This window comes from Bacillus sp. I-2 (genome assembly GCF_001974945.1).
GTDB lineage: Bacteria > Bacillota > Bacilli > Bacillales > Bacillaceae > Bacillus > Bacillus safensis.
In genome coordinates, this window is record NZ_LZRW01000006.1 from 16469 (window position 1) to 41355 (window position 24887).

At 38.3% G+C, this 24887-nt stretch carries 26 protein-coding genes; 21 read left to right on the plus strand and 5 right to left on the minus strand.

What is annotated here, in order from left to right:
* Window positions 1-7 precede the first annotated feature (7 nt).
* From glmM to BAE31_RS02635, 14 genes are all read left to right on the plus strand, one after another.
* Window positions 8-1354: a phosphoglucosamine mutase gene (gene glmM / locus BAE31_RS02570; RefSeq protein WP_034284242.1), complete on the plus strand. Its 1347-nt coding sequence runs from the start codon at window positions 8-10 to the stop codon at window positions 1352-1354.
* A 575-nt stretch (window positions 1355-1929) separates the two neighbouring features.
* Window positions 1930-3732: a glutamine--fructose-6-phosphate transaminase (isomerizing) gene (gene glmS / locus BAE31_RS02575; RefSeq protein WP_034621707.1), complete on the plus strand. Its 1803-nt coding sequence runs from the start codon at window positions 1930-1932 to the stop codon at window positions 3730-3732.
* Window positions 3733-3900: 168 nt separating this feature from the next.
* Window positions 3901-5736 carry a KAP family P-loop NTPase fold protein gene (locus BAE31_RS02580; protein ID WP_076839382.1) on the plus strand — a complete coding sequence of 612 codons (1836 nt, stop codon included), beginning with the start codon at window positions 3901-3903 and terminating at the stop codon, window positions 5734-5736.
* A gap of 1 nt (window position 5737) precedes the next feature.
* The gene (gene qatB, locus BAE31_RS02585; protein ID WP_076839384.1) at window positions 5738-6526 is read left to right on the plus strand and encodes a Qat anti-phage system associated protein QatB; all 789 of its coding nucleotides are present in this window, start codon (window positions 5738-5740) and stop codon (window positions 6524-6526) included.
* On the plus strand, window positions 6523-7836 hold the full coding sequence (qatC, locus tag BAE31_RS02590; RefSeq protein ID WP_083703963.1) for a Qat anti-phage system QueC-like protein QatC: 1314 nt from the start codon (window positions 6523-6525) through the stop codon (window positions 7834-7836). Before qatB ends, qatC begins: the two co-directional genes overlap by 4 nt.
* Entirely contained in the window at window positions 7817-8551 is a 735-nt protein-coding gene (qatD, locus tag BAE31_RS02595; RefSeq protein ID WP_076839386.1) for a Qat anti-phage system TatD family nuclease QatD, read from the plus strand. Before qatC ends, qatD begins: the two co-directional genes overlap by 20 nt.
* 456 nt (window positions 8552-9007) lie before the next feature.
* A complete protein-coding gene (locus BAE31_RS02600; protein WP_048238247.1) occupies window positions 9008-9199 on the plus strand; it encodes a PLD nuclease N-terminal domain-containing protein in 192 nt (63 codons plus the stop codon).
* Between the two features lie 15 nt (window positions 9200-9214).
* The gene (locus BAE31_RS02605) at window positions 9215-10132 is read left to right on the plus strand and encodes an ABC transporter ATP-binding protein (RefSeq protein WP_076839387.1); all 918 of its coding nucleotides are present in this window, start codon (window positions 9215-9217) and stop codon (window positions 10130-10132) included.
* Window positions 10129-10893: an ABC transporter permease gene (locus tag BAE31_RS02610; protein ID WP_076839389.1), complete on the plus strand. Its 765-nt coding sequence runs from the start codon at window positions 10129-10131 to the stop codon at window positions 10891-10893. Before BAE31_RS02605 ends, BAE31_RS02610 begins: the two co-directional genes overlap by 4 nt.
* 115 nt (window positions 10894-11008) lie before the next feature.
* Entirely contained in the window at window positions 11009-11419 is a 411-nt protein-coding gene (locus BAE31_RS02615; protein ID WP_076839390.1) for a RidA family protein, read from the plus strand.
* A 241-nt stretch (window positions 11420-11660) separates the two neighbouring features.
* Entirely contained in the window at window positions 11661-12383 is a 723-nt protein-coding gene (locus tag BAE31_RS02620; RefSeq protein WP_076839392.1) for an ABC transporter ATP-binding protein, read from the plus strand.
* Window positions 12376-13797: a sporulation killing factor system integral membrane protein gene (gene skfF, locus BAE31_RS02625; protein WP_076839394.1), complete on the plus strand. Its 1422-nt coding sequence runs from the start codon at window positions 12376-12378 to the stop codon at window positions 13795-13797. Before BAE31_RS02620 ends, skfF begins: the two co-directional genes overlap by 8 nt.
* Before the next feature lie 19 nt (window positions 13798-13816).
* On the plus strand, window positions 13817-14332 hold the full coding sequence (locus BAE31_RS02630; RefSeq protein ID WP_076839395.1) for a HEAT repeat domain-containing protein: 516 nt from the start codon (window positions 13817-13819) through the stop codon (window positions 14330-14332).
* A 69-nt stretch (window positions 14333-14401) separates the two neighbouring features.
* Window positions 14402-14599 (plus strand): hypothetical protein, encoded by a 198-nt coding sequence (locus tag BAE31_RS02635; RefSeq protein WP_076839397.1) that lies wholly within the window; start codon window positions 14402-14404, stop codon window positions 14597-14599.
* A 65-nt stretch (window positions 14600-14664) separates the two neighbouring features.
* Here BAE31_RS02635 and BAE31_RS02640 read toward each other — a convergent pair whose 3' ends face one another.
* From BAE31_RS02640 to BAE31_RS02650, 3 genes are read right to left on the minus strand one after another with little or no spacing between them, the layout of a single operon-like run.
* On the minus strand, window positions 14665-15585 hold the full coding sequence (locus BAE31_RS02640; RefSeq protein WP_076839398.1) for an ABC transporter ATP-binding protein: 921 nt from the start codon (window positions 15583-15585) through the stop codon (window positions 14665-14667).
* Window positions 15585-16274, minus strand: coding sequence for an ABC transporter permease subunit (locus BAE31_RS02645; protein ID WP_076839400.1), 690 nt, complete (start codon window positions 16272-16274; stop codon window positions 15585-15587). The genes BAE31_RS02640 and BAE31_RS02645 overlap by 1 nt, the downstream gene beginning before the upstream one ends.
* 13 nt (window positions 16275-16287) lie before the next feature.
* Entirely contained in the window at window positions 16288-16713 is a 426-nt protein-coding gene (locus BAE31_RS02650) for a DUF4064 domain-containing protein (RefSeq protein ID WP_046313615.1), read from the minus strand.
* 189 nt (window positions 16714-16902) lie between these two features.
* On the opposite strand from BAE31_RS02650, the gene BAE31_RS02655 reads away from it, so the two are divergent.
* The 7 genes from BAE31_RS02655 (at window position 16903) to BAE31_RS02685 (ending at window position 22464) form a co-directional block, all read left to right on the plus strand.
* Window positions 16903-17205, plus strand: a complete 303-nt coding sequence (locus tag BAE31_RS02655; RefSeq protein WP_076839402.1) for a DUF2089 family protein — start codon at window positions 16903-16905, stop codon at window positions 17203-17205.
* Complete coding sequence (locus BAE31_RS02660; protein ID WP_076839404.1) at window positions 17198-17485, plus strand: hypothetical protein; 288 nt, start codon at window positions 17198-17200, stop codon at window positions 17483-17485. Before BAE31_RS02655 ends, BAE31_RS02660 begins: the two co-directional genes overlap by 8 nt.
* 176 nt (window positions 17486-17661) lie before the next feature.
* Window positions 17662-18789 carry a DUF418 domain-containing protein gene (locus BAE31_RS02665; protein ID WP_076839406.1) on the plus strand — a complete coding sequence of 376 codons (1128 nt, stop codon included), beginning with the start codon at window positions 17662-17664 and terminating at the stop codon, window positions 18787-18789.
* A 158-nt stretch (window positions 18790-18947) separates the two neighbouring features.
* A complete protein-coding gene (locus BAE31_RS02670; protein ID WP_056768488.1) occupies window positions 18948-19319 on the plus strand; it encodes a GntR family transcriptional regulator in 372 nt (123 codons plus the stop codon).
* A gap of 5 nt (window positions 19320-19324) precedes the next feature.
* Window positions 19325-20200 carry an ABC transporter ATP-binding protein gene (locus BAE31_RS02675; protein WP_076839407.1) on the plus strand — a complete coding sequence of 292 codons (876 nt, stop codon included), beginning with the start codon at window positions 19325-19327 and terminating at the stop codon, window positions 20198-20200.
* Window positions 20184-20789: an ABC-2 transporter permease gene (locus BAE31_RS02680; RefSeq protein WP_076839409.1), complete on the plus strand. Its 606-nt coding sequence runs from the start codon at window positions 20184-20186 to the stop codon at window positions 20787-20789. The genes BAE31_RS02675 and BAE31_RS02680 overlap by 17 nt, the downstream gene beginning before the upstream one ends.
* Before the next feature lie 286 nt (window positions 20790-21075).
* Complete coding sequence (locus BAE31_RS02685) at window positions 21076-22464, plus strand: amino acid permease (RefSeq protein WP_041106123.1); 1389 nt, start codon at window positions 21076-21078, stop codon at window positions 22462-22464.
* Window positions 22465-22502: 38 nt separating this feature from the next.
* On the opposite strand, the gene BAE31_RS02690 is transcribed toward BAE31_RS02685, so the two are convergent.
* Both BAE31_RS02690 and glpT read right to left on the minus strand, forming a co-directional pair.
* Window positions 22503-23384 (minus strand): glycerophosphodiester phosphodiesterase, encoded by an 882-nt coding sequence (locus tag BAE31_RS02690; protein ID WP_041106125.1) that lies wholly within the window; start codon window positions 23382-23384, stop codon window positions 22503-22505.
* 92 nt (window positions 23385-23476) lie between these two features.
* Entirely contained in the window at window positions 23477-24811 is a 1335-nt protein-coding gene (gene glpT / locus BAE31_RS02695; protein ID WP_041106127.1) for a glycerol-3-phosphate transporter, read from the minus strand.
* Between the last annotated feature and the right edge of the window lie 76 nt (window positions 24812-24887).

Consider the following 24887-nt stretch of genomic DNA (forward strand, 5'->3'; position numbering starts at 1 on the left):
TTGAAACATGGGCAAGTACTTTGGAACTGATGGTGTAAGGGGTGTAGCGAATAGCGAATTAACGCCAGAGCTCGCATTTAAAGTTGGGAGATTTGGCGGCTATGTGCTCACGAAGGATAAAGAACGTCCAAAGGTACTCGTTGGTCGAGACACACGTGTATCTGGTCATATGTTAGAAGGAGCGCTTGTTGCAGGCTTACTTTCAATTGGAGCTGAAGTAATGCGTCTAGGTGTGATCTCAACACCTGGTGTGTCTTATTTAACGAAGGCAATGGATGCTGAAGCGGGTGTCATGATTTCTGCTTCACACAATCCAGTTCAAGACAACGGCATTAAATTCTTCGGCGGTGACGGCTTTAAGCTGTCAGATGAACAGGAAAACGAAATTGAGCAGCTGATGGATCAGCCAGTCGATCAATTACCACGCCCAGTTGGAGCCGATCTTGGAACGGTGAACGACTACTTTGAAGGCGGTCAGAAATACTTGCAATTCTTAAAGCAGACAGCGGACGAGGATTTCACAGGTATTCACGTGGCGCTTGACTGTGCACACGGTGCAACCTCTTCTCTAGCGACACATTTATTTGCAGATTTAGATGCTGATGTGTCCACAATGGGAACATCTCCAAACGGATTGAATATCAATGATGGTGTAGGCTCCACTCATCCAGAGGCACTTTCTGCTTTTGTGAAGGAGAAGGGTGCAGATATTGGTCTTGCGTTTGATGGTGACGGTGACCGTTTAATTGCAGTCGATGAAAAAGGTGATATCGTAGACGGCGATCAAATTATGTACATATGTGCACGTTATTTGAAGGATGAAGGCCGATTGAAGGATGACACCGTCGTGTCAACGGTTATGAGTAACCTTGGTTTCTATAAAGCGCTTGAGAAGCAAGGCATTAAGAGCATTCAAACAGCTGTTGGTGACCGCTATGTGGTCGAAGCGATGAAAAAAGACGGCTATAATGTCGGCGGCGAGCAGTCAGGTCATTTGATTTTCCTTGATTATAATACGACAGGTGATGGCATGCTTTCTGCGATCATGCTTGTGAATACGCTCAAAGCGACAGGGAAAACATTATCAGAGCTTGCAGCGGAAATGGAAAAGTTCCCGCAGCTTTTAGTGAATGTGAAAGTGTCTGATAAATATAAAGTAGAAGAAAATGAAAAAGTAAAAGCGGTGATCCAAGAGGTCGAAAAAGAGATGAATGGTGACGGCCGTATCCTAGTTCGTCCATCGGGGACAGAGCCGCTTGTACGTGTCATGGCAGAGGCGAAAACAAAAGAGCTGTGTAATGAATATGTGGCTCGAATTACAGCTGTTGTGAAAGAAGAAATGGGTATTGAGTAATAGGTGAAGGCAAACCGCTGGCAGCGGTTTGCTTTTTTTCGAATAAACGACATAATTGGATGGATCTATACGAATGATATAAGCGAGGGCAACTTGAAGCTGCCTTCATACATAGGAGAGCACATCAAAGGTAGAACGTGACAAGCCTCATCGCATATAGTGTATGGAGGTCTCACTTTCTCAAATGAAGGGGATCACCCGCTAAATTGTGATTGACGGAGGTCAGACCTTATAGTACAATCATCCTTGTGTTACTGGATTTTTATTCTATCAGGAAAGGCAGGGTAGATGTTCAGGAACTCTCTTATAATTATAGCGCCCGAACTAAGTGATCGGACGAAAGATGCTTAGTTGACGAGGATGGAGGTTATCGAATTTTCGGCGGATGCCTCCCGGCTGATCAAAAAAAGAGATCACAGCCGTAAGTGTTTCTTTAAAGCAAAGAGGTGACTCTTTGTACAAAGGGAATACACATGATCTCCCAAATTAAACATGTAGAGAGGGACGAAGAAATGTCCCTTCTATTTTAGTAGGCTTTCTTTGTCCCTTTCACATGATCGGGAGGAAGAATATTTATGTGTGGAATCGTAGGTTATATTGGTCAGAATGATGCGAAGGAAATCTTACTAAAAGGTTTAGAGAAGCTTGAGTACCGCGGGTATGACTCAGCAGGTATCGCTGTGGCAAACGAAGATGGCGTGCATGTGTTCAAAGAAAAAGGACGTATCGCTGAGCTTCGTGAAGTCGTTGATGCAAACGTAGCATCTTCAGCAGGAATCGGACATACGCGCTGGGCAACTCACGGTGTACCAAGCCATCTAAATGCGCATCCGCATCAAAGTGCTTCTGGCCGTTTTACGCTTGTTCATAACGGTGTCATCGAGAACTATGTACAATTGACACGCGAATATTTACAAGACGTCACACTAAAAAGCGACACAGATACAGAGGTTGTTGTTCAAGTCATCGAACAATTTGTCAGCAGAGGTCTTGATACAGAAGAAGCTTTCCGTCAAACGCTTCTTCAACTAAAAGGCTCTTACGCAATTGCCCTTTTCGATAACGAAAACAAAGAAACAATCTATGTGGCGAAAAACAAAAGCCCATTATTGGTTGGTTTCGGCGAAGGATTCAACGTTGTGGCTTCTGACGCAATGGCGATGCTTCAAGTAACAAACGAATATGCGGAATTAATGGATAAAGAAATGGTCATTGTCACAAAAGACGAGGTCATCATCAAAAACCTTGACGGTGATATCATGACACGTCCTTCTTATATCGCTGAGCTTGATGCAAGCGACATTGAGAAAGGCACATATCCTCACTACATGTTAAAAGAAACGGATGAACAGCCGCTTGTTATGCGCAAAATCATCCAAGAATATCAAGATGAAAACGGCAAGCTGTCAGTCGCTGGCGATATCGCAAGCGCAGTAGCAGAAGCAGACCGCATTTACATTGTGGCTTGCGGAACGAGCTACCATGCTGGACTTGTCGGTAAACAATACATTGAAGACTGGGCGAAAGTACCTGTAGAAGTCCATGTAGCAAGTGAATTCTCTTACAACATGCCGCTTCTATCGAAAAAGCCTCTGTTCATCTTCCTTTCTCAATCTGGGGAGACTGCGGACAGCCGTGCTGTACTTGTTCAAGTCAAAGAACTTGGTCATAAAGCATTAACGATCACAAACGTACCAGGATCTACGCTTTCTCGTGAAGCGGACTTCACATTGCTTCTTCATGCAGGACCAGAAATCGCAGTGGCTTCAACAAAAGCTTACACAGCTCAAATCGCTGTCCTTGCAATCCTTGCATCCGTTGCAGCTGAATTAAATGGTCAATCTCTTGACTTTGATCTTGTGAAAGAGCTTGGGATTGTAGCAAACGCAATGGAAGCCCTTGTCGATCAAAAGGATGAAATGGAACAAATCGCTCGTGACTTCTTCACAGTGACACGTAACGCATTCTTTATCGGAAGAGGACTTGACTACTATGTGTGCCTTGAAGGTTCACTGAAGCTAAAAGAGATCTCTTACATCCAAGCAGAAGGCTTTGCTGGCGGAGAACTCAAACACGGCACAATTGCTTTAATTGAAGAAGGTACGCCGGTCATTGCCCTTGCAACACAAGAGCACGTGAACCTCAGCATTCGCGGTAACGTCAAAGAAGTCGTTGCACGCGGAGCAAACCCATGTGTCATCTCACTAAAAGGCCTAGAAGACGAAGGCGACCGTTTCGTCCTTCCAGCTGTACACCCAGCACTTGCACCACTTGCATCTGTTGTCCCATTACAGCTGATCGCTTACTACGCAGCCCTTCACCGCGGGTGTGATGTGGATAAACCACGTAACCTTGCGAAGAGTGTGACGGTGGAGTAGGTTTAAATTAAAATTTTTTATACTGTAATCGAATAATAAATCTGTTTAAATATGGATGTTTAAAATCCGTTAGCTTATAATTAAAATAAGCTAACGGATTTTTTATTTAAAGGATTAAATAATAGGAATAGAATTGGAAAAATACTAATTATAAAGAGGGTTTGGAAAATGTGGAAAGATAGTGAAACAGACCTAGATTTTTTAGATTTTGATTATTTAATAGGAATACTTGACGAGTTGATTAAAGATGAATCATTACTTCCCTCAAGTATTGGAGTATATGGAGATTGGGGCAGTGGAAAGTCCAGTTTGATTAGGATGAGTATGAAAAGGGCTGAGCAACGTAAAGGTACTGCATGCTTAATTTTCAATGGATGGCTATTTGAAGGATATGAAGATGCAAAAACAGCATTAATGGGAAGTATATTGGATACTATTCAAGATAATCAGACTTTAACTGATAAGGCAGAGAAAAGCTTAGCAATTTTATATAAAAGCGTGGATAAATTTAAACTAGCTAAAAAAGGATTGCGAATAGGTTTAGATATGGCTTTAACGGGGGGCGTGGGCTCTATTTTAGAAATGTCTACAAAAGGATTAATTGATAAAGTTAAAGATACCATTTCTAAGGATAATTTATCAGATGAGGAAGAAGCTCGAATTTTAGACGCTATTAAAGATGAATTGACCTACAAAGAATTACGTGAAGATATAAAAGAGTTTCAGAATAAATTTGCAGAACTTTTAGAAGAATGTAATATTAGTAGACTATTAGTGTTTATTGATGAACTAGATCGCTGTAGTCCAGATACGATTCTAGAGACGCTAGAAGCCATCAGGTTGTTTCTGTTTACTGGAAACTCTATATTTATTGTTGGAGCAGATGAAAGACATATTTCTTATGCGGTAAAACGTAAGTTCGACGAAATTGAAGGTCAACATATTAATATAGGAAAAGAATATTTAGAGAAAATCATTCAATATCCAATAAGAATTCCTAGAATGAGTTCACAAGAAATGAAATTTTATATAACCTGCTTGCTTTTTGAAAAGGAATTAGAAAGTGAAGAATTTAACACTATATTAGATTTATTTGCGGAAGAAAAGAACAAAGATTTTTTCAATTTTTCTATCTCCTTCGATCTTATAAATGAAAATTATCCTGAAAGTGCAAATAAAGTCAAGGAAAGTATACTCATAGCTGAGCAAATCTCAGACGTCTTAGCTCAAGGCTTAAATGGAAATCCAAGACATTGTAAAAGGTTTTTAAATTCATTAGTCATGAGGGAAAAGATGTCTTCATTCAAAAACATTCAACTGGATAGAAAAGTTTTAGCTAAACTGATGATGTTAGAATACTTCAAACCGTCGTTATTTAAACAATTAGCAGAATATCAAGGGAATGATATGAATATTCAACTTAGTCAATTAGAAAAAAATGAATTAAATGAAGATAATTCTTTAAAAATATGGGGAGACGACAGGTGGGTTAGGAATTGGTGTGAGATTGACCCACCTATTGCTGAGGTAGATCTAATCCCATATTTTTATTTTTCTAGAGATATATTAAATAATAAAGCTTTTGGAACGTCTAACAAATTAAGCACTCAAGCTAATAAAATTTTAGAGCAACTTACTAGAGGTAGTGAGACTGCAAGAAAACAAGCAATTAAAGATTCTGTAGAAATAAATGACTTTGAAGCAATTGAAATCGCTCGAAGTTTATTCGAAAAAATATTGAGTAAATCTTCAATAGATATGTTTCTATTAAAGTCATATTTAGAATGGGGAAAAGTAAAAGAAGAACTATATTCTAATGTATTAAATGATATAGGTTCACTGCCAGGAGAGAAAATAACATTACCTATGGTACCTTTAATAATTGAATTTGTAAAACAAACAAATCAACTATCATTATTTATAGAAATAAAAGATAAGTGGAATGAAGGAAACTCAGCAATTGTACAGGCTATTAATAAAAGTATAGATAGAGGTGACAGATAAAATGGGGACTTCCAGTATATATAAAGGACCTAAAGATCGTGATCCACTTCTTCCAGAAGGTTTTGAAGAAGAATATGATAAGGAAGAAGAAAAAACTCAAGAAGATATTGAAATTATAGCTCCTTGGAAAGCAGCTAAAACCGCTATGTCACAATATATTAAAGAGAGTCATAGTAATAGGGGAAGGGTTTTTAGAAGTTATACTAGAGCGCTAGGAGGTTCAAAAAATGCGGCTAGTACAGCAAGAAGTGGTATAAAATCCGCTGTTAATTTAGGAAGATTACTTTCGACAATATCATCAGAAGGTTTTGAAACCACATTTCAAAGGTTAAGTATAGATTTTAGAGGAAAGGGTGTTGAAGAGTTATTTTCAACGTTAGTAAATGTTTTAGTTCCCGAATCGAATACTAAAGAAGATATTATTGCGAGAAAAGCATCAGTCGAAGCACTTTCTCAACTTTACGAATTTGTAGTACAACATGATATGGATATAAAAATTTTAGATTCTTTAGATGAATCTCTTTTTAATAAAGTAATGTCTACCTTTATCTCAAGTTTTATATTTGAGCGACTACTAAATGATTTAGAGAGTAGATTTGAAATATATGCATCCAATGTTGAACTGGCTATTAGTAAGGAGCTAGAGGTAAAAGAATATGTACACCAAAACACAGAGGTTCGATTAAGGGAAGTTAACTTTAAGGGTTTTAATTATAGACAAGTTAGTATTGAGAATGTAATACAGAATATATATAAAGAATGCTATGAGGTATTGGAGGGGTATGTGTGATTACAAATGAAATAATAGTTAGAATAGATAATAATGATAAATATAAAATTGAAGGTAAACCTATAGATTTTAACTTAGATAATAATTCTATTTTCACATACACTTTTTGGGATAAAAAGGAATTGAAAAACTTGCCGCATTTTTTTAGTGAAGAGGGTCTAGATTTATTTTATATATCATTGGCAGTGTTTGGTGCAGATAGAATTTTACTTAGAGACCATGGAGAGAATGCTTGGAAAAGAAATATAAAGCTTTACTTACCTGTCCTATCAATTGAAAAATGGCAATCTAATAAGGAGTTAATGGAATCTATTTTAAATTTTCTCAGTGGTGATAAATGGGAATTATCATTTAGGAAAAGAGAACTTAATATGTTAGAACAAAGAGTTAAGAATAAAATTGAACAAACGGAAGACAAATTTGAGTATGATAAAATTTGTATGTTTTCAGGTGGATTAGATTCATTTATAGGTGCTATAGATGCAATTGAAGATACTCCAATTGATAAGTTTTTATTTGTTAGTCACTACGGTGGGGGAAAGGGAGTAAAAGAGTATCAAGATGCATTAGTACAAGCACTTCATAATACTTATAATTTAGATGGGAGTCATTTTTTTAATTTTTATGCCAGTACAAAGAACGGAAAGGAAGATACTACAAGAACAAGATCATTAATGTTTTTTTCACATGCAATTGTTCTAGGAACAACCATGAAAAAAAGAATGAAATTATTTATTCCTGAAAACGGATTGATATCTTTAAATATTCCTTTAACTAATTCAAGGTTAGGGAGTAGTAGTACAAGAACTACACATCCATATTATATGGAGTTATTACAAAGGTTACTAGTTAATTTAAATTTAGATATCATTTTAGAAAACCCTTATCAATTTAAAACTAAAGGTGAAATGATAGAAGAATGTAAAAATATAGATTTTTTACAAAATAATTTAGAAAATACTATGTCTTGTTCTCATCCTGATTTAGGCCGAATGCAAAGAGAATCTGAGACATCGCATTGCGGAACTTGTTTGCCATGTGTAATCAGAAGAGCATCAATTAAAAAAGCAAATATAAAAGATACTAGTATCTATAGAGATCCAAACTTTGAAAGTGGACTAACTGCAAGAGTGAATTTAATGTCCTATAATTTAGGTTTACAAAAATATAATAAAAAATTTTCTTTTATTAGTATTCAAAATTCAGGAACAATTTCAAAGGATATCTCTGAATTCGTAAGGGTCTACGATCAAGGAATGGAAGAATTAAAATATTTATTGGAGAGTGTCAATGAAGAAGTTTTATTTTGATACACATGTCCATTTAGATTTATATAAAGATTTTGATGCTATTATAAAACAAATTAATAAATATAAGTCCTATACGATAGCTGTTACGAACTTACCAACTCTTTATGAGAAAGCTCTTGAAAATACACCTAAAACTAAATACATTCGAATTGCTTTAGGTTTACACCCAGAGTTAATTCATAAATTTCCCGAACAAATGGAGCTGTTTTTTGAGAAAGTTAAAGAAGCTAGATATATTGGAGAAATAGGTCTAGATTTTAGTAAAGAATATCTGCCTTATAAAGATTTACAGGTAGAGTTTTTTAGAAAATGCATAAAAGAATGTGATATTTTAGGTGGGAAAATATTAAGTGTTCATTCGAGGAAAGCAGCAAAAGAAGTGATAGATATTATAGGCACTAATTTTAGTGGCAAGGTTATTTTGCACTGGTTTACTGGTAATAAAACAGATTTTAAAATAGCGATTGATAATGGATATTACTTTTCTATAAATCCTGAAATGTTAAAAACAAATAAGGGAAGGGACGTAATTTACAACATTCCTTTAGAGAGGATATTAATTGAGAGTGATGGTCCATTTTCAAAGAATTTAAATACCAACTATAACATTACTTTTATAGATAAGCTTATAGAAGGAATTGCAGAAATAAAAATTTTGGAAAAACACATAGTTACGCAAAACTTAAAAAACAACTTTATAACAATCCTTAATTAATTGGAACAGTTGGAGCAGTAATGTCAAGGTGAGTAGTGTTTTTAAGGATATAAGTTATAATTATTGATAAAGATGAACAACAGAGAATTAGTGAAAAGAGTGTGACATTAAATTTCATGATACACTTCACAATCAATAATACAAGCCAAGAATTATTAGATATAATTATAGCCATTCAAAAATTAGGGGTCATTATTGCCTAGAAGAGAAGGTGTTGAGAGTTTGATCTCGTAGAGTTTGAATTCAGTTTAGAAGAAATTGAAAATCGATGCTCATTTGTTTAATCAAACATTAACATCACAAGCAAGCCCAGTGAACTAACCTTCACTGGGCTTTTTTATATCTTATAGATCATTCGACCAATAAAAATAAAATTCATTTGAACGAATTCACTCTTCATGTCGTCAAAAGAAGTAATACCAAAACGAATTGGCGTTTGAAAAGGGAGTGGCGTGGATGGATATGAAGATGATATTACCTCTTATTTTGCTGCAAGCGATTTTGATGGTGATTGGTTTGTTTGATTTGCTGAAAAGAGATCCATCGAGGATCAGAGGAGAAGTGAAGTGGGTTTGGGCTTTGGTGATTGTGTTTGTGGCGAGTGTCGGTCCTATTGTGTATTTGATTTTTGGTCGTAAATCATCTTAAAAGGGGGGGATTTGCTTGAATATGTTGGAGTGTTATGGGCTGACGAAATCGTATGGCCCGAATGAAGTGTTAAAAGATGTTTCGTTTTCTGTTGGGGAGGTTGGATGTGTTGGCTTTTTAGGAGCCAATGGAGCGGGGAAGACAACGACGATCCGGATTTTGACGGGGCTTGCTCGTCCTACTTCTGGGGTCGTGAAGGTGGCTGGTTTGGATGTCGCAAAGGAGATGGACCAAATCAGTCATGTGATTGGGTATTGTCCGCAGCATCCTGCATTTTATCAGGATATGACGGGGCAGGAGTGGATGCATTGGGTTGGCGGGTTATTTCACTTAGAGAAAAACATCATTCGCTCCAAAACAGAGGAGCTGTTGAAGCTTTGCCGGGTGTATGAGGCGAAGGATCGTGCCATTGGCAGCTATAGCGGAGGCATGAAGCAGAGGCTTGCCATTGCGCAGGCGCTTATCAACAGCCCGAAGGTTCTCATCTTGGATGAACCTGTGTCTGCACTTGATCCCATGGGGAGAAAAGACGTTCTGACATTGATTGAGCGTCTGAAACAAGAAATGTTGATCTTTATGTCTACCCATATTTTAGATGACATTGAACGTGTGGCAGATCATATTATCATGATCAACAGCGGCAAAATTGAGGTGTCCTCTTCCATGAAACAGATCAAAGAAGACTATATCCAGCCAGTGATTGAATTTCAATTAGAACAACAGGATACGAAATTATTGGCTTTGTTAAAAGAGCGGGATTGGGTGGAGGAATGCTTGGAGACAGGAGATGCTTATCAGGTGCGAGTGAACGATCAACAAACGGCATTGAAGGAGCTGCCTCGTCTGATCACTGAATCTGGCGGTGTTCTCCTCCATTATCGACTATCTAAGCTGACGCTTGAAGATATTTTCATGAAGGTTGTGACTGCATGATGATGTTGAAAAAAGAATTTAGGGAGTTATTCACTAGTTATAAAATTTTATTTGTGCCGATTATTTTTACGATTTTAATGATCACACAGCCTATTACACTCAAAATGCTGCCGGATCTTCTATCGAAATCAGCTAATTTACCTGAAGGGTCTACATTTTATATACCAGAGCCAAGTGCAGGAGAGGCTTTGGCGAGTGCATTGAGTAAATTTGATTCGCTAGGTGTGTTTATCCTGATTATGATCGTGATGGGGACGATCGCTGGAGAGCGTGCCTCTGGAGTAACTGCGATGATTATGGTGAAACCGATCAGTCGAACGAGTTATTATGTTTCAAAAATATGCGCCTATGCCTGTTTGACTTTGTTTAGTTTGGTGGTGGCGGTGCTTGCCTCTGTTTATTATGTGGACATTCAATTTGGGCATGTGGATTGGGTCAATGTGTTAAAAGGAACACTTCTTTATTATCCAAATTTATTGCTGATTGTGGTATCGACCATTTGTGCTTCGGCGTTCTTTCAACGTTCTGTCACAGCTGGCGGTGTGTCGCTTTTGATCAACCTTATTCTGTTTACCGTACCTTCATTTTATGAAGAGACATTAGGGAAGTTTGCGCCTAAAGGCGTGACAAGTGCAGCCGAAGAGATGATTCATAAGGGGACTTATTCGGATCAGGCACTTACAAGTTTTCTAGGTGTATCGGTATTGATTGTTTTCTTTTTTCTCATCGGATGTTTTCTTTTTAGAAAACAAGAGTTATAGCAGGCTGTTGCGATTGTTTCTTCAGGTTTACTTTAAGCATAAAAATCTGAATACGGTTGAAAATTTGATATGATGAGAAAAATTGACTGTATTTTCAGAAAAGGGGTTTTTATCAATGAGAACATCACGTAATCCTCAGACCATTCACCCGCCAGTTGCCCCATATACCCATCAAATAGAAACAACTGGACCACAGCGGTGGTTAACTCTATCAGGTCAGGTGGGAATGGAAGCGGATGGGACAATCCCCGAAAGTCCGTTGGAGCAGCTCGAATTAGCGTTAGAGAATGTGAAACGAAATGTAGAAGCGGCAGATATGGCTGTGAAAGATATAACGAAACTAGTATTTTATCTCGTGGGAGAGTTCGATGCTGAGAGCAGGAAACAAATCATGGGGCAGTTTTTAGGCGATCATCTTCCTTGTATGACGATGATTTATGTGGTGGCATTGGCTTCTCCTGCTTTAAAGGTAGAGGTGGATGCTTGGGCGTGTCAGGACATCGTTTTGGGTGATGGGGCAGTTTAATGGAATGGTGGTTTAATAGATAAAAGATTGGGATACTGCAACCCAATCTTTTTTTATTTTGTACATAATCTATTTTCTTTTTCAGTTGTATATAGAATAGATTATCTCATTCCTATTACCTTGTTATTCTCTATATGGTAATATTAGGTTAAGAGATTAGTGGGTCTATTGACATTCGTTTTTTGATTTTATAACACACCATAGATAAGCATACATCACTCTAATCAAAAGGAGAGATTTGATGCCATTCATGGAGGTTCAGAATGTAAGCAAACGATATAGCAATGGTGATGGGATAGAAGGTCTGTCATTTTCCATCGAAGCAGGAGAGGTTGTGGCGCTGCTTGGGCCTAATGGTGCCGGGAAGACGACAACGATTCGGTGTTTAACGGGTCTATTTAAACCAGATGGAGGGGAAATTCTCATAGAGGGTTTCCCACCTGGTCATTCCCATGTTCAAAAACAAGTCGCGCTTATTCCTGATCACCCCTATTTGTATCCAGACCTAACGGTTGCTGAACATGTTCAATTCCGTGCACGTGGATATCATAAAGGCTTAAAACAGATCAAGGAAAAGGTATATGAAGCGTTGAAAGAAGTACATATGGAAAAGAAGATGAATGAACTGTGTGGAAGGCTTTCAAGAGGCCAAAAGCAGCGTGTCGTCTTAGCAGGAGCCATTGTTCAAAATGCCTCCCTTTTTATATTAGATGAACCGACTGTTGGGTTAGATATACCGTCAAAACAGTGGCTGTCGGATTGGCTGAGACAAAAAAGCAGTCAAGGTGGGTCGGTCTTTGTGTCGACTCATAGTCTGGAGTTCGTTCTCGATACGGCCAGCAGGGTGGTATTGATTCGAGACGGTGCCATCATGAAGAACATGGATGTCCCTCAATTAAAGGAAGAACAGAGTGAGTGGAGGGCAGAAGTCATTCAACTTCTGGGGGAGTGGTCAAGTGAATAATACACTCTTCCTACTATGGATGAAATCTCAAAGGCGCTTGATCAGTAAAAATCAAGAAAAGAAAATGCCTTTTCTGATCTTACTTCTTTTCATTGCGGCAATTGGTTTTCAGCTAAGCGCAGTTTCAAGTATGGGTGATTGGAATGCGGTTGCAGCTGGGTGGATCATTGTCTGTTTGTTTGTTCTCTATACGGGGTTTGGCTTGTTTACAAATCGGCTGCCTAGTCAAATGAACGATATCATTTGGTTATATGGAAATGGCGCTTCTTTATGGACGGTTGTTATCAGTGTGTGGATATATCACATTTTCTGGCGAGGGGCTCTTATCATTATCTCTGCTTTGGCTGCGGACCTTCTTCTGTTTTTTATGACGCAGCAGTACCCGTTTCTGCTTGGCAAATCACTCATCCTGACAGGGCTGTTATGTTTGGTCGAAACTTGGATGATTGCGGTGTCTTGTGCTAGAACCATTCGAGTATACAAGCGTTTGCTCTTAATCAGCTTTTTATTGATGTTTTGCTGCTTTGCAGTGCTCGCTTTGAATCAGTTGATGATGAAACAGCCTTCATTAATGAACATTGCTGATTTTTTGATGTTTCAAGCTGGGCGTATGATCGAAGAATTCTCCATTCTTTCTGTCTTCATTTTTATTGGAGTGATGTTTCTATCTTTCATGATGATGTACAGGGCTAGTCATCGTTTAGAGATGAAGGAGTCTTTAGTCAAGGAAGCAGTATTTTGGGAGGAATTTGAGGGGAAACATATTCAATCAAGTCCAATCGTTCAAAAAAAGAGCAGGACATGGTGGGGACTTCCGGCATTAACGGGCATTTGGGCTTTTCTTTGGATTGAATTATTGCTGATAAAAAAATATATCACCTTCCATGTGCTATTTACCATGCTGTTAATTGGTACTTACTATGTCGTCTTTACTTATTTTTCAGATTGGCTGAATCTATTCTTGATCGTCATCGCGGCATCCGTTCTTTTTAGTTCATATTATGCAGGGATTGTAAGACACGCACAAACAGGAGTGCTCTACCTTTTTCCAGGTGCTTTATATCAAAAAATCATTCTGTTAGAAGTGTTTCAAACTTTTTGGCTGTATGCGTTCTACTTGATTTCTCTTTATTTGGTTGAGATTCAGGATGTTTTGTATTGGACCTTATTTGGTGGAGGAGTTTATATATGGTTTTTGGCCATACGGCTCTTTGCCTTTATGCAGCCTCTGAGACGAGAAAGGAGTTTTGCTTTGGCCGCCTATTATCGATCATTGCTATGTGCGTCTGTGATCAGTGCGATGGTCATGATTAGCATTCATCTCATCACTGATGGCTTGTTGACTACAATTGTATCCCTAGCGGCTGGGGCTGGATTTTATGTGCTTTGTTATCGATACCGTGCGGTTCATTAAAAAGAGGAGTTGATTGTAAATGAAACCAGAAAATAAGCTGTCTCAATCCGTTCAACAATTGGCCAATACAAATGAAGTAACGATCGTTCAAGCAATAGGAGATTTAAGAAAATATGGATCAGATGCAGTGCCCGTCCTTGTTGAAGCTTTAAAAGAAAAAGGTTCTCTTCGGAACATTGCAGCAGCTGTACTTGGTGAATTTGGAGCAGATGCGGGGGACGCAGCAGAACCGCTAGCTCGGCTATTAGAAAGTGACGAAGAAGATACAAGAATGGCCGCTGCCATGTCACTCATGAGGATTGGGCAGCCTAGCTTGCCATTCCTTCTGGCACTGGCTAAACGTTATGAGGGACCTACTTGTTTCTGGGCATCATGGTGTATCTCTTGGATTGATCCATCAAAAATTGAAAAAAACATGTACGAGTGCTTAAAACAAGAACAAGAAAATCCAACAGGCAGCGTCACTCCTTTTGCTGCAGAGGAAGCTTTAGGGAAAATTATCGCTTTTCAGCTAAAGGAAAAAGGGGATGAGTAATATTAAATGTGTATATGTTATAAAAATTACGCCACATAAACTTGGAATAAATAAGAGAAGGGTATCGTTATGTTTCGATCAAATAAAGAGTTAAAAAGAAATGCATTTTTCTATGCAGGAGTTGGTATCGTTCTAGTGATTATTTTCATTCTTGAAGTGGTGCCAATTAGTTCTGAATGGGAATTTTCCTTTATTTTTTTAGGATTGGCCATCTTGTTTTATCTTAAATTTGTCATGCGCATAGAAGAAGAACAGACATCATTATAAAGAGTATTCTTATCAACTGTAGATTTAATAAAATGTCGTTTAAAAATCTACAGTTGATGGATTGTTTAAATGGGATTGTCAATGTTCATAAATATTTCTTCTAAAGAGGGCTCATCGACTTCTAATCTAAAAATATCAATATCTTTTGATAAGAATAGTTTGTTGATGGTTGGGATTCTTGCTTCGTCCTCAATCACTAGATGGGAATTTAATTCGTTAATTTTGCATTTTTCCACGTTTTCCTTCAAGTCTCTTAATAAAGATTCCTGCTGGTTCTTACAAATGGCACTGTGTTTAATATAAACAGTCAAATTCTTTTTATAGGTTTTTCTTAAATCCTCGATACTACCTTTCGCTTGAAGAACACCCTTGTTCATGATGGCCACCTCGTCACATAATTTTTCTACCTCATTTAAGTTATGTGATGTTAAAAATATAGTTGTCCCATTTGCAGCGATTTCTTTCAACATGGAATGGATTGTCAATGCTGAGTTCGCATCGACCCCAGAAGTAGGTTCATCTAAGAAAATGAGTTCTGGATTATTGATCAGTGCTTGTGCAATTCCCAGTTTCTTTTTCATTCCGAAAGAAAAGTGTTTAGTTTTTAATTTTGCAGCATCTTTTAACTCAACTTTATCAAGGAGTTCTAATAAATCCTCTTTCTTCAAATATAACTTCAATATTTTGCTGAAATACTCCATATGTTCAATGGCTGTCATATTTTCATAAAGTGATGAGTAATCAGGAAGAACTCCTATTCTCCTCCAACATTCTTTTTGTTGCGCTTTTTTGTAACCTAATAATTCGTAGTATCCTCCGGTTGGTTGAATGATGCCTGTTATCATATTAATAAATGTTGACTTTCCAGCACCATTTTTCCCTAAAAACCCAAATATTTTTCCCTTTTCAATGGTCAAATCTATTTCATTAACCACGATCTTATTTCCATACTTTTTTGTTAGTTTTTTTGTTTTAAGTGCATACACTATAAATCCCTCTTTCTTAAAGTGATGATACTTATGAGTAAAAATATGACAGGGAATATGACCACAATATAAGTGAAGTCAGTCTGATCGTTTGTGAAATAATAATATGGTGTGATGTAACTTACGATTTGAATGAAAACATTTGTAGTTCCGATGCTGATCATACCAATGATCGGCAAAATAATGGATATTGTTATGCCTAAAAACATCGTAATTGAAGGGCTTGAAATAATAGTAGATAGCAGCAAGCTGAACCCTAAAAAGTACGAGATAAAGATGATGGACTGAATCAATTCTAAAAAATAAAATGCGTTTGAGAAAGGCATTATTAGAATGAAAGAAATTGTTAAACATACAACCCAAAACAGAAAATTCCCGAGAAATTTTCCAAGTAAGATACTACTACTGGACGTCTTAGTGACTAAGAAACGAACTGTACGAGAATAAACCTCTTTATTCACAGCGTTATGAGCGAGACTTGTGATAAAAAGTGGAGCGGCAATAAAAAGTAAAACCATTAATCCACCTACATATGCATTTTCATTTAGACCTAGAGAATCGAATTGATTACTAAATTGACTAAGGATTTTTGCAGTACCTGTTGAAATTCCAATGATGATAAAAACAATTAGGATGGATCGTATACTTTTAAACAGTACTTTAAACTCTTTCAATCCTATTGCAAACATGACATCTCCTCCTCTAAAGATGGATTTTATTTTTTGTGGCTGAATGATTTTTAGAAATTACAATCATTCCAGCTATTAAATATGCAGCACTGCCAATTAAGCCAGAGAAAACAGTTAATAAGCTACTTGAAATACCTGTTGTGATTAACATAATACCTGCAGCCCGCACATTTCTTTTCATGACTTGTAAAGAAATTGCCCCAACTAAGCTGCTTAGCATAGATAAAATGATCATATATATAGTTCCGTTCGAAAGAATTACAATTATTTGTTCTGGTGTGATACCTGTGATGTTTTCATCTTGTAAGAAGCTTTGAATTAAATTGTTTGTATCCTCACTATTTCTTGTACCTTCATGCAATATAAAACTTCCAATCGATAATAAAATAAATAATGAAATTCCTAGAAAAATAAGTGATTTTTCTAAAGTTTGATTCATAATAGCCTCCATAAATACCAATTTATTGTTTGGTTATCTTAAAAAGACAATATCATGGATCTAGTCCATTTATCCATATATTTTTTAATAAAGTTTAAAATAACTTAATATTGTTAAAAAAATTATTGAAATTATGATCATTTTTATTTAATATATGTTATGCTATTAGCAAAGAGAGGTTGTGGATACATGGAAAAAGATATTCCTACGTGGATTCTAGCTGTAGATGCTGAAGATAGAGAATTTATCAGAAAATTCATTCTCAGTTCAGGCTCTTTAAAACAAATGGCAAAAGATTATGATGTGTCCTATCCTACGGTCAGGACTCGTCTAGACAGAATTATTGAATTAATTCGTTTAAATGACACATTAGAACAAGAAACATTGATTAAATATGTAAAAAAACTTGCAATTGAAGAGAAAATCAGTTTAGAAGTGGCCAAAGGTATAATTGAAAAATATATAGCAGAAAGGGGTAAAGATGATGAATGAAATCTTGTACTTTCTTATAATCGTTAGCATTTTTGCTTTGCAGTATTTCTTATCAACACGAAATCATTTGATGTGGGGAGCGTGCATTCCTATTGTCTTTTTAGTAGTAATGGGTTGGTTATATTTCACGTATCAGGTAAATCATCATATTGGTTTTATCATATTGCTGTTGGTGGGATTAGCTCTTTTGATCGAAGAATGGAATCGCGGCCGGAGAATGCTTCATCAAAAGAAGAAAAAAGAAATTGAAAAAATGAAGTCACAGGATATTGTATTATAAATTTTCAAGTCATTTTATATGGAGATAGCATATTACATATTAATAGAAGATGATGAAGCACCTGTTCAAAATATCTTCAGTAAAATAGCAACTTTATAGGATGATATATCCTTAATTTTAAAAATAAGGTATGATAAATATGCTTTATCTTTATATTGTCCGAAGGAGCTGTCGTGTTGAAGGGATCTAGGGTTGAGTTGATTGATAGTTTACGTGGTTTTAGTTTATTAGGTATTTTGATTGTGAATATGCTTAATTTCCAATATGATTATGATTTTGAGAAAATGTTTGATTCGAGTTTTTGGGGACAGGAATTCGGTGTATATGTGACGGAAATTTTGTTCCAAGGGTCTTTTTATCCGATCTTTTCCTTTTTATTTGGGTATTCTTTTATCAAGCTGATTGAATCGACGAAGGCCAAGGGATTAAATACGAATGCCATTGTTGTTCGCCGGGGCTTTGGTCTGATTGTGCTTGGGATGCTTCATTACATCTTTATTTGGAACGGTGACATTCTTCTTTATTATGGAGCTTGTACGTTTTTCTTGATGATGTTTTTGAGCAGCCGGATTAAAACAATGCTTATTTGGTCGGGTGTGTTAGGTGCGTTGTCATTAGTCGTTTTGCCATACATGATGAAATTTGTTTATGGGACTGATGATTTATTAACCGATGTGTATGCGAAAGGTGATTATGGGGATATTTTGCTCAGCCGGATTACGGTTGAAGACGATATGATGATTGTGACCATGATTCTGGCGATCGTGACCATTTCGCTTATGCCGATATTAGGTTTTCTTTTTGGTACGATCATGGTTGGTCCATTTGCACTGCTTGGCATGGCGATCGGGAAAAAGGGTCATTTGACAGAAGAAGATCGAGGCATGGCTTATCGTAAAGGCTGGGTATGGATGATTATCATCGGGCTCGTTTTAAAATGTGCGACGTTCATTGATGCTCCTTGGAGTGAATTGGTGATTACGCTGGGTGCCTATGTGCTGACGATTGGGTATATTCAAGCCTTTATTGTTTTCTACTATTCGAAGGCAGCCCAAGGTTTCAAACGCCTGCTTGCAGGACTTGGCCGTTTGTCTCTCTCAAACTATTTGGCGCAGTCGATTATTTGTACAACGATTTTCTATTCTTATGGACTTGGTCTATTTGGACAATTGGGATCAATATTTGGGCTGCTGCTTGCTGTCGGACTGTACACAGCACAGCTGTTCATCAGCTATCTCTATTTGAAAAAATGGAGAAGAGGTCCAGTGGAGTGGCTTATGGGAAAATGGGTATATTGGAAATAAAGCATTTTGTTAAAGAACCGCATGGCTTAAGGGCTGTGCGGTTTTTTATTTTAAAAAAATGAGGAGAATGTTTTTAAAATGGTTGAATATTCTTTTAGTGTGTATATAATGTATATGTAGTGTATATACAATATTTTTCTGAAAAAAGAGGTTTTTATATGCAAATTACGATTTCAAACCATTCTAAGGAGCCTATCTATGAGCAAATTACGAATCAAATCAAATCGATGATTTTAACAGGTGAGCTTGAAGAAGGTGCAGCACTGCCGTCTATTCGAAAGCTGGCGAAGGATCTACAAATTAGCGTGATTACAACAAAGCGAGCGTATGAAGAGTTAGAGAAGGCGGGATTTATTTATTCGATTGTAGGCAAGGGATCATTTGTTGCGGAACAAAACCTAGAAGTGATGAGAGAGAAGAAGTTGAAGGTGATCGAGGAACAGCTTGGAGCGGTTGTCACAAACGGCAAAGAATTAGGCTTATCTTTCGATGAATTGCAGCAGTTATTAAAGTTCTTATATGAGGAGTGAGATGAGTGGAGCATGTGATTGAATTCAAAGGAGTATCGAAACGATTCAAGGACTTTTCCGTTCAGGATCTTGATTTACAGGTTAAGAAAGGCTTTGTTACAGGGTTTATTGGAGAGAATGGAGCGGGTAAGTCGACCACCATTAAAATGATCATGAATTTGTTAAAACCCGATTCAGGTGACATAAAAGTTTTTGGATTGGATTATCATACTCATGAAAAAGAGATTAAGGAACGAATCGGATTTGTTTACGATGCCAATGTTTTTTTTCCAGGGTTGAATTTAAAGGACATCAAACGGATTGTGGCTCCTGCCTATAAACGCTGGGATGACCAGCTTTTTGATCAATATATTGAACAGTTTGGTCTGCCGCTGAATAAAGCGATCAAAACATTTTCAAAAGGCATGCAGATGAAGGCTTCACTAGCGATTGCGCTGTCACATCATGCAGAGCTGATTATCATGGATGAACCAACTGCTGGTTTAGATCCGGTTTTTAGAAGAGAGCTGCTCAGCACGTTACAAGAATTGATGATTGATGGAAATAAGACGATCTTTTTCTCGACGCATGTGACGACTGATTTAGACCGGATTGCGGATTATATTGCGTTTATACAAAATGGAAGGTTGGTGTTTCAACAGTCGATTCATGAAGTGGCAGAGAGTTATGCGCTTGTGAAAGGAAGCCTGGAGTTATTGGATCGAGATACAGAAAAGGCCTTTGTCCATATCCAGCGTACAGCAGCCGGATTTGAAGCATTAACCGATCGGGTTGATGAGGTGAAACTTATTTTTGGGGATGCTGTTGTGATTGAACCGGCGTCGCTTGAGGATATCATGTTTTATTTGAAAGGCGGGGTTGCGCATGTTTCATTTAATTAAGCGTGATGTGATTTTGCAAAAGAAGCAGTTACTTATTTTTATTCCGTTTATCTTATTTTTTATTTTCATGGATGTCCATCCAGTATTGACGTTTATAGTCGCTAGTGTCTTCATTCCATTTAACACATATGCGTATGATGAAAAGGCAGAAACGAATATTCTATTAAACTCCTTGCCCTATACACGTAAAGAAATTATCGCATCACGTTATCTTGGCGCCATTTTCTATATGAGTATTGCGATCGTGCTGACAAGTGCTGCATTATTTGTGTTTGGGAAGCTGTTTTCGCTGTCAGATATTGCGATTGGCAGCGGGTTGTTTTTATTGTTCGCGGCGTGTACGTTTCCATTGTTTTATATCTTAAAGCCTGGTTATATCACAACGGCAGTGATCATTGGCTTTATCGTATTATCTGCTATGGGACCGCCTGTTGTTCTCTATTTAGCAGAGCAATTTAGTGGGCTCACTGATTTTATCATGAATTTATCGATCCCTGTTTTATATACGGGGTCAGCTGTGCTGATTATGCTCTTCTACTTGCTGTCTTGGGGACTTTCTACTGTGATTTACCAGAGGAAAGTGTTTTAGGAAAGTAATTGCCGATGTTTCTATAAATCTACAGTTTGAGCTTAGAAGACCGTGTGAGCGGTCTTTTTTTGAAGATTTTTCTGGTTATTGATTATATCAATATAAAATAATTTGAACTTACTTTTATGTCAGAATATTTTGTTAATAGTGTTTTCCTCAAAAAAACAATTGTTTTTTAAGGGTAGATTTATTATGATAATATACATCGAAAGATTGATGTTTCTCAATCAGAATGAAAATTCTGATTTTTATTTTTTATGTTGTTTGTTGATGAGGGGGAAGAAAAGTGGCTCAAAAGGAATTAAAGAGAGGGTTAAGTGCCCGCCATATTCAAATGATCGCTCTTGGCGGCACAATCGGTGTTGGCTTATTTATGGGGTCAGCGAAGGCCATTCAGTGGACAGGTCCATCGGTTCTTCTAGCGTACGCAGTGTGTGGTATTTTTATCTTTTTTATTATGCGTGCGATGGGAGAAATGTTATATCTTGAGCCGAGTACAGGGTCGTTTGCTACATTCGGGCATCAATATATTCATCCGCTTGCAGGGTATATGACGGCTTGGAGTAACTGGTTCCAGTGGGTCATTGTCGGAATGTCGGAAATTATTGCGGTTGGGGCTTATATGAAATATTGGTTCCCAGAGCTGCCTGCGTGGATTCCAGGGTTAATTGCGATGATCATTTTAGGAGCGGCCAATTTGATTTCGGTTAAGTCGTTCGGTGAGTTTGAATTTTGGTTTGCGATGATCAAAATTGTGACGATTATCTTGATGATTGTTGCAGGTCTAGGCATTATTTTCTTCGGTTTTGGAAATGGCGGGACTCCTATTGGGCTGTCTAACCTTTGGGCGCATGGCGGATTCTTTACAGGTGGGTTTAGCGGATTCCTGTTTGCATTGTCTCTAGTTATTGCTGCTTATCAAGGTGTCGAGCTCATTGGGATTACAGCGGGTGAGGCGCAAAATCCGCAAAAGACGCTGACAAACGCCATCAAAAGTATCATCTGGCGTATTTTGATTTTCTATATCGGTGCGATCTTTGTCATTGTGACTGTGTATCCTTGGGATCAGCTGAATACCCTTGGCAGTCCATTTGTAGCGACGTTTGCGAAGATCGGGATTACAGCAGCAGCTGGTATTATTAACTTTGTTGTCATTACAGCAGCGATGTCCGGCTGTAATAGTGGTATTTTCAGTGCGGGCCGTATGCTTTATACATTAGGTGTGAATGGTCAGGCGCCTGCTTTCTTTACGAAAATTTCGAAGAACGGTGTACCGTATTTTGGGACATTCGCTGTGCTGATTGGTTTAGCGATAGGAGTGGTCCTGAATTATGTTTCTCCGCCAAATATTTTTGTCTATGTGTATAGTGCGAGTGTCCTTCCTGGGATGGTGCCTTGGTTTGTCATTTTGATTAGTCATATCGGCTTCAGAAAGGCAAAGGGGGCAGCACTTGATCAGCACCCGTTCAAGATGCCGCTGGCGCCGTTTTCTAACTATCTTACAATCGGATTTTTATTGATGGTTCTTGTGTTTATGCTCATTAATCAGGATACGCGTATTTCTCTTATTGTAGCAATTGGGTTCTTGATTTTAGTTGCACTTAGCTTTTTTGTATTTGGAATTGGAAAACGAAAGCCGATTGAAACAGCTTCATCTAATCAAACGGTGAAATAATCAAAAGCCTTGCGGAGCGGACCGCAAGGCTTTTGTTGTTACAACGAGGCTTTGACACGGTTAAAGACATCTGGATAGTTGGTGAAAAGGCCGGTGACGCCGTATTGCAGTAGACGGGTCATGTCTGCTTCGCTGTTTACCGTATATGGATGAAGGAGGAGTCCGTGGCTTCTGACCTGCTGGACGTTTTCAGGTGTTAATGCTCTGAAATTCGGTCCAACACCCACGGCGTACGTTTTGATAAAGTCGAGCTGATCGTCTGTGATGGATGTCATTTGGTTTCTGTCTAATAGCTGTACTTTTGGCAGGCGTGGAGCTAATTTCTGCAGCTTTAGCAGGCTGTCTTCACTAAAGGATTGAATGATGACCTGCCCTTTTCTTGTGTGTTTCCCAAGAAGGTGATGTTTCTTTAAGGCGGTCAATAGTTTTTCTTCCATTTGCGGATAAAGGTCTGGTTTTTTTGTTTCAATATAATAATTCTCTCGTTTGCCGAAATAGCGCAGCACCTCATCTAATGTCAGGACTCTCTGTCCGATATAGTTGGCATTTTGTCTGTCGGGATTGGCTTCGTTAAACCATGTACCAGCATCAAGCTGTTTGATTTCGGCAAGTGTGAGGTCTTTGACCCAGCCTGTTCCGTTTGTGGTTCGGTCAACGGTTTCATCATGCATCACGATGAGATGTCCATCCTTTGTCATTTGAAGGTCGAGTTCGAGGTAATCTGCATTCATCTTTGTGGCGAGCTTGTAGGAAGCCAGGGTATGCTCTGGTGCATACCCTGATGCTCCGCGGTGTGCAACGGTTAAGATGCGATCTGGAGATAAAAGGTTTTCATGTGCCGATACGGTGGCCGGCACCCACGCAAAAGACAGTAAAGCAAAAGAGAGCAACACGAAAGCAAGTAATCTACTTTTCTTCATATTTTAACCTCCTTTTACGGTAACTGCCTCCATCATAAGAAATAGATGTAAAGAGCATGTTGGGCGGATATGAATCTTTTATGTGATTTTCATTAAGCTTGCTCTACGCGTTTTCCTGTATTCCATGTCATAGCGAGGAAAACAATCGCAAGCACACAAGAACCAACCAGTAAAATGAAGCCTCCTGTCCAGTCATAGTGATCGACGACGACGCCCATCATGGCATTGGCAAAGGCAGAGCCGCCAATGTAGCCGAAGAAGCCTGTCAGTCCGGCAGCAGTGCCAGCTGCTTTTTTCGGAGCGAGATCAATGGCTTGAAGTCCAATGAGCATGACCGGTCCGTAAATCAAAAAGCCGATGCTGATGAGGGCAATGTTATCGACCATTGGATTGCCTGCAGGGTTTAGCCAGTAAACAAGAACGGCAATTAACACCCCGGCCATAAAGAGGACGCCTGCTGGTGCGCGGCGGCTTCTAAAGAAGCGGTCACTGATCCAGCCGCACAATAATGTACCGGGAATGCCTGCATATTCATAAAGAAAATAAGACCAGCGTGAATGCTCTGGTGAAAAGCCCTTTGCTTCTGTTAAGTAGGTCGGCGCCCAGTCAACGACACCGTAACGGACGAAGTATACAAACACGTTGGCGATTGCGATATACCATAGGAATTTATTGTTGAGTACATATTTAAATAAAATCTCTTTCACTGTTAATTCTTTTTCTTGATCCTCATACTTTTGTGCCGGATAGTCATTTCGATATTCCTCAATTGGCGGAAGACCAGTGGATTGCGGGGTATCCCGTACGAGAAGTATGATCACGAAGGAGACGATAATGGCAATGATGGCAGGGAAGAAAAAGATACTTTTCCACGTCGCAAACAGTACAATCCCTAATGTGATAAGCGGTGCAAGAATCCCCCCGCCGATATTGTGAGCGACGTTCCAAATGGACATTTTCGTACCACGTTCACTAACCGAAAACCAGTGCGCCATCGTACGTCCGCATGGCGGCCACCCCATGCCTTGAAACCAGCCGTTTAAGAACATGAATAAAAACATGATCCATACACTGGATGTAACCCATGGAAATGAGACAAATAGGATATTGATAAGAGCGGATAAAAAGAGTCCGGCAGCTAAAAAGTATCTGGGGTTACAGCGATCTGAGATCATCCCCATGATGAATTTACTAAAGCCATAAGCGATAGATACGGCTGCGAGTACAAAGCCTAATTCACTTTTTGTGAACCCCTCTTCCTGTAGATATGGAATAGCAAAAGCGAAATTTTTGCGCAGCAAATAGTAGCCCGCATACCCGATAAAGATGCCTAGAAAGACTTGCAGCCGCAGCCGCTTATACGTCTCGTCTGTTTTGGCATCATCAAGCCTGTCGATATGCGGAGCAGGTTTAAACCATTTGAACATAATGATCCTCCTTTTGTAGATGTCCGATTGACTGAAGCAAAAGTACGAGAATTGCTTTTGATCCTGTACCTTTTCA

Excerpts from the sequence above, each read along its gene's own strand:
- BAE31_RS02635 (WP_076839397.1), top strand. The coding sequence starts at position 14,402 with ATGTTTCGATCAAATAAAGAGTTAAAAAGAAATGCATTTTTCTATGCA.
- glmM (WP_034284242.1), top strand. The coding sequence starts at position 8 with ATGGGCAAGTACTTTGGAACTGATGGTGTAAGGGGTGTAGCGAATAGC.
- BAE31_RS02645 (WP_076839400.1), bottom strand. The coding sequence starts at position 16,274 with ATGTTTGCAATAGGATTGAAAGAGTTTAAAGTACTGTTTAAAAGTATA.
- glpT (WP_041106127.1), bottom strand. The coding sequence starts at position 24,811 with ATGTTCAAATGGTTTAAACCTGCTCCGCATATCGACAGGCTTGATGAT.
- BAE31_RS02580 (WP_076839382.1), top strand. The coding sequence starts at position 3,901 with ATGTGGAAAGATAGTGAAACAGACCTAGATTTTTTAGATTTTGATTAT.
- BAE31_RS02620 (WP_076839392.1), top strand. The coding sequence starts at position 11,661 with ATGCCATTCATGGAGGTTCAGAATGTAAGCAAACGATATAGCAATGGT.
- BAE31_RS02650 (WP_046313615.1), bottom strand. The coding sequence starts at position 16,713 with ATGAATCAAACTTTAGAAAAATCACTTATTTTTCTAGGAATTTCATTA.
- BAE31_RS02615 (WP_076839390.1), top strand. The coding sequence starts at position 11,009 with ATGAGAACATCACGTAATCCTCAGACCATTCACCCGCCAGTTGCCCCA.
- BAE31_RS02655 (WP_076839402.1), top strand. The coding sequence starts at position 16,903 with ATGGAAAAAGATATTCCTACGTGGATTCTAGCTGTAGATGCTGAAGAT.
- BAE31_RS02630 (WP_076839395.1), top strand. The coding sequence starts at position 13,817 with ATGAAACCAGAAAATAAGCTGTCTCAATCCGTTCAACAATTGGCCAAT.
- BAE31_RS02660 (WP_076839404.1), top strand. The coding sequence starts at position 17,198 with ATGAATGAAATCTTGTACTTTCTTATAATCGTTAGCATTTTTGCTTTG.
- BAE31_RS02680 (WP_076839409.1), top strand. The coding sequence starts at position 20,184 with ATGTTTCATTTAATTAAGCGTGATGTGATTTTGCAAAAGAAGCAGTTA.
- qatD (WP_076839386.1), top strand. The coding sequence starts at position 7,817 with ATGAAGAAGTTTTATTTTGATACACATGTCCATTTAGATTTATATAAA.
- qatB (WP_076839384.1), top strand. The coding sequence starts at position 5,738 with ATGGGGACTTCCAGTATATATAAAGGACCTAAAGATCGTGATCCACTT.
- BAE31_RS02600 (WP_048238247.1), top strand. The coding sequence starts at position 9,008 with ATGGATATGAAGATGATATTACCTCTTATTTTGCTGCAAGCGATTTTG.
- BAE31_RS02610 (WP_076839389.1), top strand. The coding sequence starts at position 10,129 with ATGATGATGTTGAAAAAAGAATTTAGGGAGTTATTCACTAGTTATAAA.
- glmS (WP_034621707.1), top strand. The coding sequence starts at position 1,930 with ATGTGTGGAATCGTAGGTTATATTGGTCAGAATGATGCGAAGGAAATC.
- BAE31_RS02690 (WP_041106125.1), bottom strand. The coding sequence starts at position 23,384 with ATGAAGAAAAGTAGATTACTTGCTTTCGTGTTGCTCTCTTTTGCTTTA.
- BAE31_RS02670 (WP_056768488.1), top strand. The coding sequence starts at position 18,948 with ATGCAAATTACGATTTCAAACCATTCTAAGGAGCCTATCTATGAGCAA.